The following is a 17,189-nucleotide window of genomic DNA, read 5'->3' on the forward strand; positions in this document are numbered from 1 at the left end:
AAAAAAAACCAAATGGGGACACGATGAAATCAATCTCCTTCGACACCACCAATGCGCTCTGTGGCGGCCTCCTGACGGCCGTCGGGCTGTTCTTCGCCTGGCAGGCGTTCAACCTTGAGCTCGGCACCGCCTTCCGCATGGGCCCGGGCTATTTCCCGCTGGTGCTCGCCGTCATCCTGACGCTTCTCGGTATCGTGATCCTCGTTCAGTCGACCCGGGTCCAGGGAGAGCCGATCGGGGCTATCGCCGTGCGCGGCATGCTGTTCATCCTGCCGGCGCCGGTCTTCTTTGGCCTGACGGTTCGCGGGCTCGGCTTTGTGCCGTCGCTGTTTTTTACGGCACTGATTGCCTGCTTTGCCTCCGGTCGCATGAAACCGTTGACCGCCATCGCCCTGTCGCTGGCGCTGACGGCTTTTTCGGTCGCGGTCTTCAGCTACGGCCTCGGCTTGCCCTTCCAGCGCTTCGGCCCCTGGACCCAGTACTAGGAGAGGGATGATGGATCTATTCAGCAATCTTGCACTCGGATTCACCACGGCCGCCTCGCCGGAAAACCTGCTCTTCTGCCTGATCGGCGTTCTGCTCGGCACGCTGATCGGCGTGCTGCCCGGCATCGGGGCAACGGCGACCATCGCCATGCTGCTGCCGATCACCTTTCAGCTGGAGCCGGTCTCCTCGCTGATCATGCTCGCCGGCATCTATTACGGCGCACAATACGGCGGCTCGACCACGGCGATCCTCATCAACATGCCGGGAGAATCCTCGTCTGCCGTCACCGCGATCGACGGTTACCAGATGGCCCGCAAGGGCCGCGCCGGTGCCGCACTGGCAATCGCCGCGCTCGGCTCGTTCTTCGCCGGTACGGTCTCGACCTTCCTGGTAGCAGTCTTCGCCCCGCCCCTGACCGAGATCGCGCTGAAGTTCGGCGCGGCAGAATATTTCTCGCTGATGATCGTCGGCCTCGTGTCGTCGGTCGCGCTGGCACACGGATCAATCGTCAAGGCCTTGGCGATGGTGGCGCTCGGCCTCTTGCTCGGCCTCGTCGGCACCGACATCTACACCGGCACGCCACGCTTCACCCTGGGGATCCGGGAATATTCGGACGGCCTGAACTTCGTCGCCCTGGCGGTCGGCGTCTTCGGCATCGCCGAAATCCTGCGCAACCTCGAAAACGAGCGCACGCGCGAAGTGCTGATGGCCAAGGTCACGGACCTGATGCCGACGCGCGACGACTTCAAGCGTATGGTCGGCCCGGTTCTGCGCGGCACCGCGATCGGCTCGGCGCTGGGCATTCTGCCCGGCGGCGGCGCCATCCTCGCGGCCTTCGCCTCCTATACCGTCGAAAAGCGCGTCTCCGACCGACCGGAAGAATTCGGCCACGGCGCCATCGCCGGCGTCGCCGGCCCGGAAAGCGCCAACAACGCCGGTGCCCAGACCTCGTTCATCCCGTTGTTGACGCTCGGCATCCCGGCAAACCCGGTCATGGCGCTGATGATCGGCGCGATGATCATCCAGGGCATCGTACCCGGGCCCAACGTTGCAGCAGAACAGCCGGCGCTCTTCTGGGGCATCATCGCCTCGATGTGGATCGGCAACCTGATGCTGGTGGTGCTGAACCTACCGCTGATCGGGCTGTGGGTGCGGCTGTTGAAGATCCCGTACTATGTGCTCTTCCCGATCATCATGGCGTTCTGCTCGATCGGCGTCTACAGCGTCAACTCCAACGTCTACGACCTCTACGCCGTCGCCTTCTTCGGCCTCGTCGGCTACCTGCTCTTGAAGCTGCGCTGCGAACCGGCTCCGCTGCTGCTCGGTTTCGTGCTTGGTCCGTTGCTGGAAGAAAACCTGCGGCGGGCGATGATCCTGTCGCGCGGCGATCCGACCACCTTCGTCACGCGGCCGATCAGCGCGATCCTGCTGTTGATCGCAGCCATGGTGCTGGTGGTGGTGTTCCTACCGAGCGTCAAGGCCAAGCGCGAGGAGGTTTTCGTCGAGGAAGAATGATCGACGGGATGCGGCATTCTGCCCCTGCGCGGTTTGCCACATTGAGGTTTGTCAATAACGTCGCCTATCCCTGAGCCATCAGATTGGCACGGGGATAGGCAAACCGAATGAAGCCTCGCACGAGGATCAGAATGCAGCAGGTCACGCGCATGTTTTGCGCAATGGCCGTGCTGCTTCTCGGCTTCGCGCACCAGGCGCCCGCAGGGGCAACGGCGCTTTCCGCGACGGAGCGGGCACAGTTCGCGCTGCCCGACGGTTCCCTGCCCGACCTCTGCCTGCCCACAGCCGCCGACGACGACGGCAACGGCAAACAACTCTCCCACAGCCACTTCTGCGGCGCCTGTCGCATCTTCTGGGCTCACTTGCCCGCACCTGCCGATGCTGCGCGCACCATCGTGCGCAAGTCCGAGACGGTACTGCCGCCGGAACAGCCGATTGCATCCGCGAGGTCACAGCTCCCGCCCAATGCCAGCCCACGCGGGCCGCCAGCATCGAGCTCCCACGCCTGAGCCCCTGTCACGACCGATCGTGACCGAACGCTGATGTCTGATCTCCACGCGTCGCTCAGCGACGATGCCGACGAGATCGCAATACGGATCGCCACCATGCCCGATACGATCACTTTCGCGGAAACAACACTTCCGCCCCCGCCAACGGCGGCCTTTTCGACGACCAAGCTCTTCCCCAACCGGCAGCGACTGGTAGGAGAGCACGCCACTCTGCTCTTCCAGGGAGGGCGAAACCGCCATCTCTATCGCGTCGTCGACGGCTGTGTCGCGCTGTCGCAATTGCTCGACGACGGCCGTCGCCAGATCACCGACGTGCTCGGCCCGGGACGGCTCTTCGGCTTCACCCATGACGGCCGCAATATCGCCACTGCCGAAACGCTGACCTTCGCCCGGATAGAGACGCTCGCCGGCAGCCAGATCGAAGACAGCGACCACGGGCCAGGTGTCGCCGCCGAGCTCAAGGCGACGCTGCACCGGATGCAGGCACACGCAACCCTGCTTGGCCGCAAGACCGCAACCGAGAAGGTTGCAACCGCGCTCATCGATCTTGCCGACCAGTTCGCATGGCGCGGTCGCGCCGGAAGCGCCGCCCGGTTCAGCTTCAACCTCTATCTCTCGCGCGCCGACCTGGCTGACTGGCTGGGCCTGACGGTCGAGACCGTCAGCCGCTGTCTCAACCGTTTCAAGCGCGACGGCCTGATCGACTTCAGCCACCCGAAGACGGTGCGCATCCTCGAAGAACTGCACTTGCGGACGATGGCAGGGCTGGTGCGCAGAGACTGACACTCGCGCAAAACCAGCTATCCCAACAGATCACAGCGGGCTTCGCGCCCGCCCCGAAAGAAAGGCTTGAAAACAATGATTGCGAAAATGGTCTATCACGTGCCGGTGTTCGGCTGGATGCTCAAGGAAGCGGCGCACGGCTCCGGCACCGCCAAGGTGCTGTTCCTCATCAACTGTATGCTGATCTGGCTGCTGGCGATCATTGCCTTCGGTTATCCTGCCATCATCATTCCGGCGCTCGCCTTGGTGCCGACGGTCTTCGTACTCCTGATCCTGATCACCACAGGCTAGCGGGCGCCGATCGCATGAGAGCCTGTGGCTGTTGCGAGAAAGACACGCGACATGATCGTGGATTGCGACCAATTCGGCGCGCCGGGGGCGTGGAATTCGCTGCTCGACACGCACCTGGCGGGCGTGATCATCGAGACCGTACTTTCGGCTCATGCGCATGCATCCGCAACGGACGCCACGGCGAAGCGATAAATTGTCTCCCCCTTGGCGACAGCCGCGAGGGCGGCGATGCCTTCCTCCCTCAGCTTCGAGATCTTTTAGCGCGACTCTCACTAGCATATGAGTGGTCTTAAGCAATTCGGCCACTTCATCGATCTTCAGTCGCATTCTTGGTTTCAGCTTTCCTTTTAAAATCAGATCACGAAGTTCATTCGCGACGTACATCGTTTGTGTGGGTCGGTTAGATTTGGTCTCTATTCGAGGACCAAACCTCATCGGGTGTTAGCCGATTGCCGGTAGTGCCTACATCGCAAAGGCGCTGGCGCAACAAGACGGCAGGGGACCGGGATCTAGAGGCCAAGCGCGATACCGTCCTTGCGCGATTCCGATCCACCGGTCAGCGTGCCGTTCTCCCAGTCGATGCGGATCGCCTGCGCGCCGCCGATCGGGTCTTCCGCCGGAACGATCGCGAAACCGCGCCGTGTGAGTTCATCGGCGGTGGCAGCAGGCAGCGTGTGTTCGGCCTCGACGCGGGTACCGTCGGAACTGGGGATCAGCCGCGGCAGGTCGATTGCCTCCTGTAGGTCCATGCCATAGTCGAACACCTTGGAAATCAGATGCGCGTGGCCCATGGCCTGGTAGTAGCCGCCCATCACGCCGAAGGGCATTTCCACCCTGCCATCCCGGGTCACCATCCCCGGAATGATCGTATGGAGCGGACGCTTCAACGGCGCCGCGACATTCGGATGACCCGGATTCAGCGAAAAGCTCTGGCCGCGATTGTGCAGGACCACGCCAGAGCGCGGCGCGACGAGACCGGTGCCAAAACTGTCGAAGACCGAGTTGATGAAGCTGACTGCGTTGCGGTCCCGGTCGACCACGGAAATGTAGACCGTGTCGCGGTGAAGCGGCATGTCGAAGGCCGGCAGGTCGGTCAGAGCATGGTGCAGGTCGATCATACCAGCCAGCCGATCGGCGAGCGCATCCGACAACAGCTCTTCCACCGGCACGTCCGCCTTGTCCGGATCGGCGATCCAGGCGTCGCGCGCGGCATAGGCGAGCCGCGTCGCCTCGATTTCTATGTGCAGGCGGTCGGGCGATTGCGGGTCGCCCTTCGCCTCGAAGCGGCCCAGGATGTTGAGGATCAGCCGGCTTGACAATGCCGGTCAATTATTTTCTAATCTTTAGAAATTAATGGGGGACGTGTGATGGGGATCCATCATGGGCAGGTGCTTTCCATTCTTCGGGACGAGGGTCCTCAATCGCGCGCATCGCTCGCGCGACGTAGCAAGCTGTCGCCCACAACTCTCACTCACGTCACTGCCCAGCTCCTTCGCGATCGTGTGGTCGCCGAATGTGACGCTGTAGAATCCACAGGCGTGGGCCGGCCCGGACAGGCCATCGAGCTCATCCCTGACGCGTTCCATGTCGCCGGAATTCACCTTGGCGCAGGGCTCGTGCAAGTCGCGATCACAGATCTTAGGGCCCGCGCCAAAGCGACAGCTTCATTTGATTTTTCGCTTCGCGAAACGGAGCCGGACGACGTCGTGTCGCGCGCGGGTGAAACCCTGTCCAGGTTGAGGATCGAGATAGGCGAACCTCGCCTGCTGGGCATTGGTGTTGCCGTACCAGGTCCCGTGAATGCAGAGCAGCGCTCCATCCTTGCCTCAATCAACACCGGGTGGCGCAACCTGCCGTTGGCAAGTAAGTTTGAATCGAAAACAGGCCTTCCCGTGGTTCTCGAGCACAATGTCAGCTCCATGGCATTGGCCGAGGTTAGATATGGCATCGGGCGCGGCGTTCCGGCTGTATTGTACGTATACTTGCGGACCGGGCTGGGCGCCGGGCTGGTCGTTGACGGAATGCCGTTCCGGCCAGGCGGGCACGGCGCAGTCGAACTGGGCCACATCCAGATTTCGCGCGATGGTCCGCTCTGCAGTTGCGGCAACCACGGCTGCCTGGAAAGCTACGTCAATGAAAACGTGCTCATGCGCGCTGTCGGACTCGAGGGGCAGGCACCGGGCAATCTCCTGGAGCGTCTTGAGGCAACGGAAGCGTGGATGCCAACGCTCGACCGGCTGACCGACTCTCTGGCAATCGCCATTAATCTCCTGACGCCCGACCTGATCATTCTCGGCGGCCATCTGGGTGAAGCCCCGGACAGCCTGTTTGACCATTTGCTCAAAAATCTGCCGCCCAGAGTCATGCCGCATATGCGCGGCGTGCTGCGGATTGAACGCTCAGGCTTTGGCCCGCTTTCGGGAGCGATCGGCGGCGCGGCGGTAGCCTTGGATCATTTTTTCTATTCGGGAGTGAGGCAATGAACGCAGTTTCCGCAGGCGAACGCGCGCGGAGCAAGTCGCTCGCCGATTGGCCTCCTATTATCCTCAACTTTGTTGCGTTTGCATTCGGCGTCGCCGTCTGGTGGGCAATAACGGCGGTACAGCTAGTGGTGCTGCCGGGGCCGCTGGAAGTCTTCCAACGGGGCATCGAGCTGATCATGAGTGGTCAACTGCTGGTCGATATTGTCTCCAGCCTGCGTCGCGTCCTGACGGGATTTTGTCTCGGCGTCGCATTCGCGATCCCAGTCGGTTTTCTGATGGGATGGTACCGCGTGGCGCGCGCCCTAATCGAACCCTACATCCAATTCTTTCGAATGATACCGCCGCTGGCAGTCATTCCGCTGGCGATCGTCACGATGGGCATCGATGAGGCGCCAAAGGTGTTTGTCATCTTTTTAGCTTCCTTTCTCTCCTGCGTCATTGCCACCTATCAAGGCGTGATCAGCGTCGACCGCACGCTCATCAACGCCGCCCGCGTGCTGGGCGCGAAGGATCGCGTTATTTTCGCGCGGGTCATCATCCCCGCTTCTACTCCATTCATCTTGGTCGGCGTGCGCATCGGCCTCGGCTCCGCCTGGGCAACCGTTGTCGCTGCAGAGTTGATCGCGGCGCAGTCGGGGCTCGGGTTCCGGATGCAGCAAGCGCAGCTCTATTACGATCTGCCGACAATCTTCGTCAGCCTGATAAGCATCGGCATTCTCGGGCTTTTCATGGACCGTCTGGTTCAGGCAGCGGAGCGCCGACTCACGCAATGGCAGGAGCGCGTCTGATGACCCTTTCCCAGATCGCCGACCCGAAGATCTCGTTTCAGAACGTTAGCCGGCGCTTCGGCGAGGGCGGCGGCAGCTTACTCGCGCTGGATCGCCTGTCATTGGATATTGCTGATGGCGAATTTATTACCGTGGTTGGCCCCTCCGGCTGCGGCAAGTCGACAGCTATGAACATTGCGGCGGGCCTTACCGACGTGTCCGACGGCCGGGTGCTTGTCGATGGCAAGGGCGTTGACGGTCCGGGACCGGAACGCGGCGTCATCTTCCAGCAATATGCGCTGTTCCCCTGGCTGACTGTCCGCCAGAACGTCGAGTTCGGACTTCGAATAAAGGGCATGGCGGCTACTGAGCGCAGGCGCGTATCGGATCACTTCATCGGTCTGGTCGGATTGACCGACTTTGCCGACGCGCTGCCCAAGACCCTGTCGGGGGGCATGAAGCAGCGATGCGCCATCGCGCGCGCCTATGCGGTTAATCCCTCGATCCTGCTCATGGACGAACCCTTCGGCGCCCTGGATGCGCTGACCCGCGTGAATATGCAGGATCAGCTCTTGGATACCTGGACCCGGGAGCGGCGCACGGTGATCTTCATCACGCATGACGTCGACGAGGCTGTGTACCTCGCCAATCGCGTCGTCGTCATGGCTGCGCGTCCTGGCCGGCTCCATGACGTCATCCCTGTCGATCTGCCATACCCACGCACCGAAGAAATCCGTCTGTCACAGACGTTCGCGGACATCCGCAATCGGGTTTGGCATGCCGTCTACCATCAAAAACCCCAGATCGAACCAACCATTCAAGAGGAGGAACTCTGACATGGAACTGACCAGACGCCATTTCCTGACCACAGCGGCGGCCGGAGCGCTTGCCATCCCAGCGCTCTCGCTGACGACGCGCGGCGCATTCGCCCAGGCCACGCCCGTGCGCATCGGCTATATCGCCGATTATTTCGGCACGAGCCTGACGGCGATTGCGAGCGATCAGGACCTTTGGGCCAAGCATGGCCTCGAGCCGGAACTCAAGGTTTTTACGAACGGCCCCATCCAGATCCAGGCGCTTGGCGCCGGCAGCCTCGATTTCGGCTATGTCGGTCCGGGTGCCCTTTGGCTGCCCGCGACCGGCAAGGCCAAGCTTGTTGCAATGAACGCGCTCGGCCTGTCCGACCGCGTCATCGCTCAAGTCGGCTTCAACTCGATGGCAGACCTGAAGGGCAAGAAGATCGGCGTTCCCGAGGGCACGTCAGGCGACATGCTGTTGCGGCTGGCACTGGCCAAGGCCGGCATGCAGCTTTCCGATGTCGAAGTGATCAAGATGGATCCTCCGACAGTCGTGTCGGCCTTTGCCTCGAAGCAGATCGATGGCGCTGGCATCTGGTATCCGCTGGTTGGCATCATCAAGAAGACGGTTCCGGATCTCGTGGAAGTCGCCAAGAGCGCCGATTTCTATCCCGCCAACTCCTTCCCGTCAGCCTTCGTGGCGCGCAACGAAGTGGCTGACCAGGATCCCGAGTTGGTGAAGAAGTTCATCGCCGTCATGAAGGACGCCAATGACTATCGCGCCGCGGATGTACCCCGCTCAGTCGACATTACAGCCAAGTTCCTCAGTGTTCCTGCCGAACCTCTCGTGACGGAAAGCCAGAACGGTCAGTTCCTGACGTCGGCTGAGCTCGTCACCGCAACAAAGGATGGCACCGTGTTCAACTGGTTGAACGGCCTGAATGAACAATTCGTCGCTTTCGGCAAGCTGCAGAACCCGCTCGACCCAAAAGACTACTACTTGGCTGACCTCTACGCCGGCAACTAATTTCCCATTGCCTGACGCGACGCTGCGCGATGCGTCGGGCACCTTTTAGCGAGCCTCCAATGACCAAGAAGCCCAACATCCTCTTCATCATGTCGGACGACCATGCCGCCAGGGCGATTTCCGCGTATGGCTCGGGTCTGAACAGTACGCCCAATCTTGACCGCATAGCCAATGAAGGCATGCGTCTCGACAGATGCTACGTGACCAATTCGATCTGCACGCCAAGCCGAGCGGCAATTCTCACAGGCACGTACAATCATGTCAATCTGGTCACGACGCTCGACACGCATATCGACAACCGCCTGCCGAACGTCGCGAAACATCTTAGCGCCGGCGGCTACCAGACAGCGATCTTCGGAAAGTGGCATCTGGGAGAAGGCAAGGCCCATGAGCCGACCGGTTTTGACGAATGGTCCGTCCTGCCGGGTCAGGGAGAGTATTTTGATCCTGTTATGATCGACCGGACCGGGCCCCACGCAGAGCAAGGCTACGCCACGGATATCATCACCGACAAATGCCTGGACTTCTTGAGCAAGCGTAACGCAGACCGTCCGTTCTTCCTGATGTGCCACCACAAGGCGCCGCACCGCAGCTTCGAGCCACACCCACGCCATCGCCATCTCTATGCCGACGGCAAGCTGCCGGTCCCTGAAACGTTTGGAGACGACTATGCAAATCGCGCGGCGGCGGCCGCCGCTGCCAAGATGCGCATCCGCTCGGATCTGACCTACAAGGATCTGGGGCTCGTGCAGCCGGAAGGCGGCGAGGAAGTCGGTGAACTTCTTCTACCGGGCTGGTCTCAGCGCAAAGTCCCCGGGATCACCGAAGGCCAGGAACTGCCGCTGATCGACACAAACACTGGCGAGGCCTACGTTTTCACCGACGCGGATGAACTGGACCTGTTCAAATACCAGCGTTACATGATGCGCTATCTGCAGACGATCGCCGCTGTGGACGACAATGTCGGACGGCTTCTGGACTATCTCGACGGCGAGGGGCTGAGCGAGAATACCATCGTCATCTACACGTCCGACCAGGGGTTCTTCCTCGGCGAGCACGGATGGTTCGACAAGCGATTCATGTACGAGGAATCGTTGCAGATGCCGTTCCTGATCCGCTATCCGGCCGGAATCAAGCCGGGTACGACATCGAACGCGATCGCCACCAACGTCGATTTTGCACCGACATTCCTCGACTACGCGGGGCTGGCAACGCCAAGCTATATGCAGGGCGAAAGTATCCGCCCAACGCTGGAACAGACAGCTGCCCATGATCCGCAACGCGTCGCCTATCATCGCTACTGGATGCATAAGGACGAATTCCACAATGCATTTTCTCACTATGGGGTGCGCGACGGCCGCTACAAGTTGATCTATTGGTACAATGATCCGCTTAACCAGCTTGGAGCGCATGCTGGCGACGAGCCGCCCGAGTGGGAGCTTTTCGACTGCGAGGCGGACCCGTTCGAGCTGCATAACCGCGCCAACGACCCCGCTCTCGCTGATGTCTTTGCCGAGATGCTTGCCAAGCTTGATGCAAAGATGACCGAAATCGGAGACATTCCGGAACATGACAGTGCAGTAATTCGTGCCAACCTTCGAAAACTGACACCAGCGGCCTGAGCCATGAGCTGCCACGCCGGTAGGCGGCGCGGCTTGCAGGTTTCAATAGGCGATCGCCAATTCCGGATCGAAAGCCGTTTTCTCCCTTTTTCGGGCAGCTAACTTGCCTGGCCGACGGGTCTGCGCGAGCGCGCTGCATGCACTGAGCATCTTTTTCATTTGGGCCGCCACTGGATGCCCCTTGTTTTCGCAAGAGGCACATCCAACACCTTCAATGATTGCCGATGCAGCGGGGCCATCGCAGTATGAGCTGTGATCCGCCCTAGCCACATCCGCGGCTATCGTTGCGATGAGTCCTGCCAAGCCGCTGTTTTTCGTTTCATCTCGCAAGGGTTCCTCTGGGTGAATCGCAATGTTCCCTGCCGGGCCGTTGCTCAAGCCAGGGTGTATGCCGTCTTGACGGTTGTGTAGAATTCGGCGGCGTRGCGACCTTGCTCGCGCGAGCCATGGGAGGAGCCCTTGCGGCCACCGAAGGGCACGTGGAAATCGACGCCGGCGGTCGGCAGGTTGACCATCACCATGCCGGCCTCNACTCAGCTTTCTTCTTCATCTTATCCTTCCTTGAGCGGCCCGCGCCGTAACGCGGGCCTGCGACGGCGCCCATTAAGCCAGGGTGTATGCGGTCTTGACGGTTGTGTAGAATTCGGCGGCGTAGCGACCYTGCTCGCGCGAGCCATGGGAGGAGCCCTTGCGGCCACCGAAGGGCACGTGGAAATCGACGCCGGCGGTCGGCAGGTTGACCATCACCATGCCGGCCTCGGCATTGCGCTTGAAATGCGTCGCATGTTTCAGGCTGGTGGTGGCAATGCCCGACGACAGCCCGAACGGCGTGTCRTTGGCRACGGCAAGCGCCTCGTCATAATCCTTCACCCGGATCACCGAAGCGACCGGTCCGAAGATTTCTTCACGCGAGATGCGCATCTGGTTGGTTGCCTCGGTAAACAGCGCCGGCTGCAGGTAGAAGCCGGGCGTGTCRCGCTTCARAAGCTCGCCGCCGAAGGCGAGTTTGGCGCCTTCCCGTTTGCCGATGGCGATATAGTCGGTGTCCTGGTTGAGCTGGCTCTGGTCGACCACCGGGCCGATATGGGTGCCGGCCTTSAGCGCATCGTCGATGGTGAGCCCCTTCATGCGCTCGCCCATCGCCGCCACGAACCGGTCGTGAATGCCTTCGGTCACGATCACCCGCGACGASGCGGTGCAACGCTACCGAAGCGACCGGTCCGAAGATTTCTTCACGCGAGATGCGCATCTGGTTGGTTGCCTCGGTAAACAGCGCCGGCTGCAGGTAGAAGCCGGGCGTGTCACGCTTCAAAAGCTCGCCGCCGAAGGCGAGTTTCGCACCTTCCTGTTTGCCGATGGCGATGTAGTCGGTGTCCTGGTTGAGCTGGCTCTGGTCGACCACCGGGCCGATATGGGTGCCGGCCTTCAGCGCGTCGTCGATGGTGAGCCCCTTCATGCGCTCGCCCATCGCCGCCACGAACCGGTCGTGAATGCCTTCSGTCACGATCATATTATCCGGAGCTCATTCTCTGNGGCGAGTTTGGCGCCTTCCTGTTTGCCGATGGCGATGTAGTCGGTGTCCTGGTTGAGCTGGCTCTGGTCGACCACCGGGCCGATATGGGTGCCGGCCTTCAGCGCGTCGTCGATGGTGAGCCCCTTCATGCGCTCGCCCATCGCCGCCACGAACCGGTCGTGAATGCCTTCCGTCACGATCACCCGCGACGAGGCGGTGCAACGCTGGCCGGTGGAGAAGAAGGCGGAATTGACGGCGGCTTCGGCGGCAACGCCAAGATCGGCATCATCGAGCACCACGAACGGGTTCTTGCCGCCCATTTCCAGCTGGTACTTGCGATTGTGCTCGACCGAGGCGAGTGCCACGCGTTTGCCGGTGCCGGTCGAGCCGGTAAAGGTGATCGCGTGAATGTCGGGGCTGTCGAGCATCGTCTGGCCGACGACCGAACCCTTGCCCATCACCAGGTTCAACACGCCCTTCGGCAGGCCGGCACGATGGAGAATGTCGACAATCGACCATGCCGAGCCCGGCACGAGGTCGGCCGGCTTGAAGACGACGGTGTTGCCGTAGCAGAGCGCCGGCGCGATCTTCCAGGCGGGAATGGCGATCGGGAAATTCCATGGCGTGATGATGCCGACGACGCCGACCGGTTCGCGGGTGATCTCGACGCCGATGTTCGGACGCACCGAGGGGATGACTTCGCCGGCGAGCCTCAGCGCCTCACCGGCAAAGAAGTCGAAGATCTGGCCGGCGCGCACGGTCTCGCCGATGCCTTCCGCCAGCGTCTTGCCCTCCTCGCGCGACAACAGCCGTCCGAGCTCGTCCTTGCGCGCCAGGATCTCGTCGGCGGTCTTTCTGAGGATTGCATGGCGCTCGAGGATGCCGGAGCGTGACCAGGCCGGAAACGCAGCCTTGGCCGCGGCAATCGCCGCCTTCGCATCGTCGGCCGAGGCGCGGGCATATTCCCCGATCACGTCGTTGGTGTCGGACGGATTGGTGTTCTTCGCGCCATCTCCGCCTACCCATTCGCCACCAATTAGATTCTGGAACATCTGTATACCTTCCTGTTTGAAAGAGTCTTGTGGGCGCTTCATTCAGTCGCTTGGGCGAGTTCAAGGCGCATGGTCACGAGTTCTTCCGACGCTGTCGGGTGGACAGCAACGGTGCGATCGAAATCAGCCTTTGTCGCTCCCATCGTCAGCGCAACGCTTGCCATCTGAATGATTTCGCCGGCGTCGGCGCCAACGACGTGAACGCCCAAGACCTTGTCCGACAGACCGTCCACGACCAGTTTCATCAACGTTCGACTGCGCTTGGCGGCGAAACTTGCCTTCATTGGCGTGAATTCAGATCGGAATATCCTAACATTCTCATAGGTCTGGCGCGCCGCCTCCTCTGAAAGGCCAACTGTGCCAACTTCGGGCGTCGTGAACACCGCCGTTGGGATCGGGCCGGCTGCGCAGCAGACCTCAATGTTACCAAAGAGTTTGTCGGAAAGAGCATGTCCTGCCCGGATTGCAACAGGCGTTAGGTTCGCACGATTGACCACATCGCCGACCGCGAAGATCGACGGGATGCTCGTTCGATGCTCACGGTTAACGAGGATTGCGCCCGCAAAATCGAGTTTCACGCCGACTTCTTCGAGACCTAGGTGCGGTGTATTCGGCAAACGACCGGTGGCCGATACGACGGCATCCTCCTCCAAGACCTCGCTATTGGTTAAGACCACTCGGAAGCCGCCTGTTTCCATCTGTTCGATGCTACTTATCGTGGCTGCGGCAACGAGATCTATTCCACGATCCTTGAACTGGGTCTCGATGTGATCGGAGATATCCAGATCGAAACCGCGTAGGAGTCTTGGCGCTCTGTATGCGATGGTCGTCTTTGTACCGAGATGGGCGAAAATACTAGCGAACTCAACCGCGATGTATCCACCGCCCACAAAGAGAAGCCGCTCCGGTACCTTTTCGAAACTGAACACATCGTCTGACGTCAACAAATGCTCACAACCGGGAAAGTTGGCAAGGGCTGGACGGCTGCCAGTCGCAACGAGAATCTGCTTGGCTGTGATGCAACGATCCGCATTAACGAGACGGATAGTGTTGGGTGTTTCGACCAGTGCACGATCGTCAAAGATCTCGACGCCGCTCTTTTCAAGGGTTGAGCGGTATGCTCGTTCAAGACGAGCTATTTCCGCATCGCTCTTCGCACGGAAGGTTTTCCAGTCAAAGGTGGCAGCTTCGAAATTCCATCCAAACGCGCGTGAGGATTCGAACTCATCCTTGAACCGACCGGCATAGACCAACAGTTTCTTTGGAACGCATCCCCGAATGACGCAGGTGCCACCGAAGCGGCTCTGCTCCGCGATCGCAACGCGGGCCCCATGCTCGGCCGCGACCCTGGCGGCCCGAACCCCACCCGACCCGCCACCTATGACGAACAGGTCCAGATTTTCATTGAATGACATGACGCGCCTCAAAATAAGTGACTAGTGAAGCAACTGCTTGAGAAAGAGTTTGCTGCGCTCGTGCTGCGGGTTTCTGAAAAATTGGTCCGGTGCGTTTGTTTCGACGATCTGACCGGCATCCATGAATATGACCCTGTCGGCAACTTGCCGCGCGAACCCCATTTCATGGGTGACGCACATCATGGTCATTCCCTCGCCAGCGAGGCTGACCATCGTGTCGAGAACTTCCTTGACCATCTCAGGATCTAGCGCGGAGGTTGGCTCGTCGAAGAGCAGAATCTTCGGGTTCATGCAGAGTGCCCGAGCTATGGCGACGCGCTGCTGCTGGCCCCCAGATAGCTGTCCCGGGTACTTATGCGCCTGTTCCGGGATTTTCACTCGTTCAAGATAGTGCATCGCGACTTCTTCGGCATCGGACTTGCGCATCTTCCGGACCCAGATGGGTGCCAGCGTACAATTCTGCAGAATTGTCAGATGGGGGAACAAATTGAAGTGCTGGAATACCATCCCCACTTCCTTGCGAATTTCATCGATATTATTGACATCGTTCGTAAGCTCGAGACCATCAACGACAATAGCTCCGCGCTGATGTTCCTCCAGTCGATTGATACACCTGATCATGGTGGACTTGCCTGACCCGGATGGACCGCAGATGACGATCCTCTCACCGCGACGAACATCTAGATCAATGTCGCGAAGAACCTGGAACTGCCCATACCATTTTCCCACGCCCGATAGCCGGATGATCGGCTCGGATTCGACGCCACTTTTTCTGGGGCTTTCCCCTGCAGAAACCGCTTTACTCACTTTTTCCTCCCGTAAAACCAGCTATCCCTTGAAATCAGGGCTATGACGGCCTCTGCCCGAGCAGCCCACGATCGTGAAGCGATCGCATCAATGAAGTGAATCCGAACGACCATGGCTCACAGTCGCTGCTTGCTTTCATGCGGTTGGTCAAAGTGCCGAGATAGTTGGAGGTGATCGAAACGACGTCTCCGACGTGATGTGTGAAGCCCATGCCGGCGGTGCCGCGGTCTTTTGTCGGCGCAAACATCGTGCCCAGAAACAGAACAAGACCATCTGGGTACTGATGATTGGCGTTGATGGCTTGAGATACGAGGTCCAATGGTTCCCGACTGATCTCTGTCATCGAGCTTACGTCGGTCAGCCGAAATCCATCTGACCCCTCGATTGTAAGCGTCAGATCCATGGTTTGAATGTTTTCCATCGAAAAGTTGTCGTCAAAGAACCGGATGAATGGACCAATAGCGCATGAGGCATTGTTGTCCTTTGCTTTCGACAGCAACAGCGCCGAGCGACCCTCGAAGTCTCTGAGGTTGACATCGTTCCCTAGTGTCGCGCCGCATACCTTGCCTCGCGACGAGACGACGAGAACGACCTCCGGTTCGGGATTATTCCAGGTTGAGGCGCCATTAAATCCGGCCGACACGAACGTGCCGATGGAAGACAGACATGGCGCCTTCGTGAAAATCTCGGCATCGGAACCGAGACCGACCTCGAGATATTGGCTCCAGGCATTTCTCGAGAGGAGGAAGTCCTTCAACTTTTGTGCATCACTCGATCCAGGACGAACATTTCTGAGATTGGTCCCGATCAAGTCGAGGACTTCATCGCGGAATTGCGAGGCTTCGCTGGCTCGCCCCCTTGCCCTTTCCTCGATCACGCGCTCAAGCATGGAGCGAGCAAAGGTAACTCCTGCTGCTTTGATCACCTGGAGGTCGATAGGCGACAAAAGCCAGGGCGCGTCGTTTTTCCTGGACTGCTCATCCGTATTTCTCGCGATGGCGTCGAGGGACGCGACGTAATCACCGGCGGCACCACGAACCGCCGCTGCGGGATCGTTCTCCTCGCATAAAGCACTCATCAGGGGGAAGGTGCTCGAGACGTCGAACACACCATCCTCCCGGATGGCTACGATTGCGGGACCGATACCAGGACGCCAGATGCGGCCGACCAGCGCACCAGTATAGTGATCTATGGGTAGAAGCGACCGAATCGCAAGATCATTCATTTTCTTCAACTCACTCGATGAGAGCGACGGTTTGACCTCGTCGCCCAATTTTAAAGTGTTTAGAACTTCGGCATGGCTGGCAGCTCTTTCAGCGGGGCACCGAACCACCTCTGATTGATCTCGCTCAGGCGCCCGTCATCGACGATTCTGGCGATGAATTCGTTCGTCCATTCGAGAAACTGCGTATCGTCCTTGCGGAATGCGATGCCGTTGGCCTGCTCCTTCATGACGAATTTTGGCTGTATTTGAAGGTCTGGAAACTGTGTATTGATGGTGGCGAGCACGGTGTTGCTAGCCCCGATCACATCAACCTGACCGGAGATGATCGATTGTGTGGTTGTGGCATCGTCGTCGAAGCGCATGATCGTCGCTTCTTTCGGCGCGATCTCCATGACCGCAGTGTCTTGGGTGCTTGCCCGCGTCACTCCGACCCGTTTTTCTTTCAGATCATCGGGTTTGGAAACCTGAAGGTCTTTCGACCCCAGGATATAGATGGTCATGGCGCTGTAGGGATTGGAAAAGTTGACCTGCTTCGTCCGCTCCTTGATGATGCCGAATGTCGCCACGACCGCATCAATCTTTCTGGTCAGAAGAAATGGAATGCGGTTGGGACCGGTGACGGGAACGATCTGTAATTCGACACCAAGCTCCTTTGCCATGAGACGGGAGACATCCACGTCATAGCCCGCCGGTTCCTGATTGGCATCGGTGCCCCCGAACGGCGGATAGTCGGTCAAGACGCCAACGACGAGTTTTCCTCGCTGTTTCACCTCGTCAGTTGTGAGCGCGTGAGCAGTCGTTGCACCGAAGGTTGCGGCGAAGATCGAGGCTGCAACGGCGGCTTTTTGAACGATCCTTAGTTTTGTTGTGCTCGAAAACATTCTGGTTCCTCCCTTT

The 17,189-nt window shown here is 59.8% G+C and carries 17 protein-coding genes and 2 pseudogenes; 11 read left to right on the forward strand and 8 right to left on the reverse strand.

The features are described from left to right. The first annotated feature begins 23 nt into the window (after positions 1-23). From ASD52_RS11940 to ASD52_RS38345, 6 genes are all read left to right on the forward strand, one after another. Entirely contained in the window at positions 24-485 is a 462-nt protein-coding gene (locus tag ASD52_RS11940; RefSeq protein WP_025429898.1) for a tripartite tricarboxylate transporter TctB family protein, read from the forward strand. A 10-nt stretch (positions 486-495) separates the two neighbouring features. Beyond that, positions 496-2,001, forward strand: a complete 1,506-nt coding sequence (locus ASD52_RS11945) for a tripartite tricarboxylate transporter permease (RefSeq protein WP_025429897.1) — start codon at positions 496-498, stop codon at positions 1,999-2,001. A 107-nt stretch (positions 2,002-2,108) separates the two neighbouring features. Continuing rightward, positions 2,109-2,510 (forward strand): hypothetical protein, encoded by a 402-nt coding sequence (locus ASD52_RS11950; RefSeq protein WP_025429896.1) that lies wholly within the window; start codon positions 2,109-2,111, stop codon positions 2,508-2,510. A gap of 33 nt (positions 2,511-2,543) precedes the next feature. Continuing rightward, positions 2,544-3,293, forward strand: coding sequence for a helix-turn-helix domain-containing protein (locus ASD52_RS11955; RefSeq protein WP_057224501.1), 750 nt, complete (start codon positions 2,544-2,546; stop codon positions 3,291-3,293). Between the two features lie 75 nt (positions 3,294-3,368). After that, a complete protein-coding gene (locus tag ASD52_RS11960; RefSeq protein ID WP_038578024.1) occupies positions 3,369-3,584 on the forward strand; it encodes a hypothetical protein in 216 nt (71 codons plus the stop codon). A gap of 24 nt (positions 3,585-3,608) precedes the next feature. Beyond that, positions 3,609-3,776: a hypothetical protein gene (locus tag ASD52_RS38345; RefSeq protein WP_156407930.1), complete on the forward strand. Its 168-nt coding sequence runs from the start codon at positions 3,609-3,611 to the stop codon at positions 3,774-3,776. A gap of 317 nt (positions 3,777-4,093) precedes the next feature. Here ASD52_RS38345 and ASD52_RS11965 read toward each other — a convergent pair whose 3' ends face one another. Beyond that, positions 4,094-4,903, reverse strand: a complete 810-nt coding sequence (locus tag ASD52_RS11965; protein ID WP_244497460.1) for a gamma-glutamyltransferase — start codon at positions 4,901-4,903, stop codon at positions 4,094-4,096. A 48-nt stretch (positions 4,904-4,951) separates the two neighbouring features. On the opposite strand from ASD52_RS11965, the gene ASD52_RS11970 reads away from it, so the two are divergent. Genes ASD52_RS11970 through ASD52_RS11990 form a run of 5 tightly spaced genes read left to right on the forward strand, consistent with a single transcriptional unit; the run spans position 4,952 to position 10,280 of the window. Continuing rightward, the gene (locus ASD52_RS11970) at positions 4,952-6,067 is read left to right on the forward strand and encodes an ROK family transcriptional regulator (protein WP_025429893.1); all 1,116 of its coding nucleotides are present in this window, start codon (positions 4,952-4,954) and stop codon (positions 6,065-6,067) included. Beyond that, positions 6,064-6,855, forward strand: coding sequence for an ABC transporter permease (locus ASD52_RS11975; RefSeq protein WP_025429892.1), 792 nt, complete (start codon positions 6,064-6,066; stop codon positions 6,853-6,855). Before ASD52_RS11970 ends, ASD52_RS11975 begins: the two co-directional genes overlap by 4 nt. Then, the gene (locus ASD52_RS11980) at positions 6,855-7,670 is read left to right on the forward strand and encodes an ABC transporter ATP-binding protein (protein ID WP_038578023.1); all 816 of its coding nucleotides are present in this window, start codon (positions 6,855-6,857) and stop codon (positions 7,668-7,670) included. The genes ASD52_RS11975 and ASD52_RS11980 overlap by 1 nt, the downstream gene beginning before the upstream one ends. Before the next feature lies 1 nt (position 7,671). Continuing rightward, the gene (locus ASD52_RS11985) at positions 7,672-8,658 is read left to right on the forward strand and encodes an aliphatic sulfonate ABC transporter substrate-binding protein (protein ID WP_025429890.1); all 987 of its coding nucleotides are present in this window, start codon (positions 7,672-7,674) and stop codon (positions 8,656-8,658) included. 59 nt (positions 8,659-8,717) lie between these two features. Next, complete coding sequence (locus ASD52_RS11990) at positions 8,718-10,280, forward strand: sulfatase (RefSeq protein WP_025429889.1); 1,563 nt, start codon at positions 8,718-8,720, stop codon at positions 10,278-10,280. A 374-nt stretch (positions 10,281-10,654) separates the two neighbouring features. Here ASD52_RS11990 and ASD52_RS38350 read toward each other — a convergent pair. The 7 genes and pseudogenes from ASD52_RS38350 to ASD52_RS12025 form a co-directional block, all read right to left on the reverse strand. Beyond that, positions 10,655-10,810, reverse strand: a 156-nt coding sequence (locus tag ASD52_RS38350) for an aldehyde dehydrogenase family protein (RefSeq protein WP_156612969.1), incomplete at its 5' end; no start/stop codon positions are given. A gap of 73 nt (positions 10,811-10,883) precedes the next feature. Further along, positions 10,884-11,483 (reverse strand): annotated as a pseudogene (locus ASD52_RS39955) (aldehyde dehydrogenase family protein); the annotation flags it as partial. Between the two features lie 330 nt (positions 11,484-11,813). Further along, positions 11,814-12,851: pseudogene (locus tag ASD52_RS12005) on the reverse strand (aldehyde dehydrogenase family protein); the annotation flags it as partial. Between the two features lie 32 nt (positions 12,852-12,883). Beyond that, on the reverse strand, positions 12,884-14,260 hold the full coding sequence (gene gorA, locus ASD52_RS12010; protein ID WP_057224505.1) for a glutathione-disulfide reductase: 1,377 nt from the start codon (positions 14,258-14,260) through the stop codon (positions 12,884-12,886). 21 nt (positions 14,261-14,281) lie between these two features. Beyond that, positions 14,282-15,067: an amino acid ABC transporter ATP-binding protein gene (locus ASD52_RS12015; protein ID WP_057224507.1), complete on the reverse strand. Its 786-nt coding sequence runs from the start codon at positions 15,065-15,067 to the stop codon at positions 14,282-14,284. A gap of 40 nt (positions 15,068-15,107) precedes the next feature. Further along, positions 15,108-16,292: a fumarylacetoacetate hydrolase family protein gene (locus ASD52_RS12020; protein ID WP_025429886.1), complete on the reverse strand. Its 1,185-nt coding sequence runs from the start codon at positions 16,290-16,292 to the stop codon at positions 15,108-15,110. A gap of 59 nt (positions 16,293-16,351) precedes the next feature. Further along, on the reverse strand, positions 16,352-17,173 hold the full coding sequence (locus tag ASD52_RS12025) for a transporter substrate-binding domain-containing protein (RefSeq protein ID WP_025429885.1): 822 nt from the start codon (positions 17,171-17,173) through the stop codon (positions 16,352-16,354). Positions 17,174-17,189: the final 16 nt, after the last annotated feature.

Origin of the sequence: Ensifer sp. Root142 (assembly GCF_001426785.1) — a bacterium.
Classification (GTDB): Bacteria; Pseudomonadota; Alphaproteobacteria; order Rhizobiales; family Rhizobiaceae; genus Ensifer; species Ensifer canadensis.

Excerpts from the sequence above, each read along its gene's own strand:
- ASD52_RS11940 (WP_025429898.1), top strand. The coding sequence starts at position 24 with ATGAAATCAATCTCCTTCGACACCACCAATGCGCTCTGTGGCGGCCTC.
- ASD52_RS11945 (WP_025429897.1), top strand. The coding sequence starts at position 496 with ATGGATCTATTCAGCAATCTTGCACTCGGATTCACCACGGCCGCCTCG.
- ASD52_RS11950 (WP_025429896.1), top strand. The coding sequence starts at position 2,109 with ATGAAGCCTCGCACGAGGATCAGAATGCAGCAGGTCACGCGCATGTTT.
- ASD52_RS11955 (WP_057224501.1), top strand. The coding sequence starts at position 2,544 with ATGTCTGATCTCCACGCGTCGCTCAGCGACGATGCCGACGAGATCGCA.
- ASD52_RS11960 (WP_038578024.1), top strand. The coding sequence starts at position 3,369 with ATGATTGCGAAAATGGTCTATCACGTGCCGGTGTTCGGCTGGATGCTC.
- ASD52_RS11970 (WP_025429893.1), top strand. The coding sequence starts at position 4,952 with ATGGGGATCCATCATGGGCAGGTGCTTTCCATTCTTCGGGACGAGGGT.
- ASD52_RS11975 (WP_025429892.1), top strand. The coding sequence starts at position 6,064 with ATGAACGCAGTTTCCGCAGGCGAACGCGCGCGGAGCAAGTCGCTCGCC.
- ASD52_RS11980 (WP_038578023.1), top strand. The coding sequence starts at position 6,855 with ATGACCCTTTCCCAGATCGCCGACCCGAAGATCTCGTTTCAGAACGTT.
- ASD52_RS11985 (WP_025429890.1), top strand. The coding sequence starts at position 7,672 with ATGGAACTGACCAGACGCCATTTCCTGACCACAGCGGCGGCCGGAGCG.
- ASD52_RS11990 (WP_025429889.1), top strand. The coding sequence starts at position 8,718 with ATGACCAAGAAGCCCAACATCCTCTTCATCATGTCGGACGACCATGCC.
- gorA (WP_057224505.1), bottom strand. The coding sequence starts at position 14,260 with ATGTCATTCAATGAAAATCTGGACCTGTTCGTCATAGGTGGCGGGTCG.
- ASD52_RS12020 (WP_025429886.1), bottom strand. The coding sequence starts at position 16,292 with ATGAATGATCTTGCGATTCGGTCGCTTCTACCCATAGATCACTATACT.
- ASD52_RS12025 (WP_025429885.1), bottom strand. The coding sequence starts at position 17,173 with ATGTTTTCGAGCACAACAAAACTAAGGATCGTTCAAAAAGCCGCCGTT.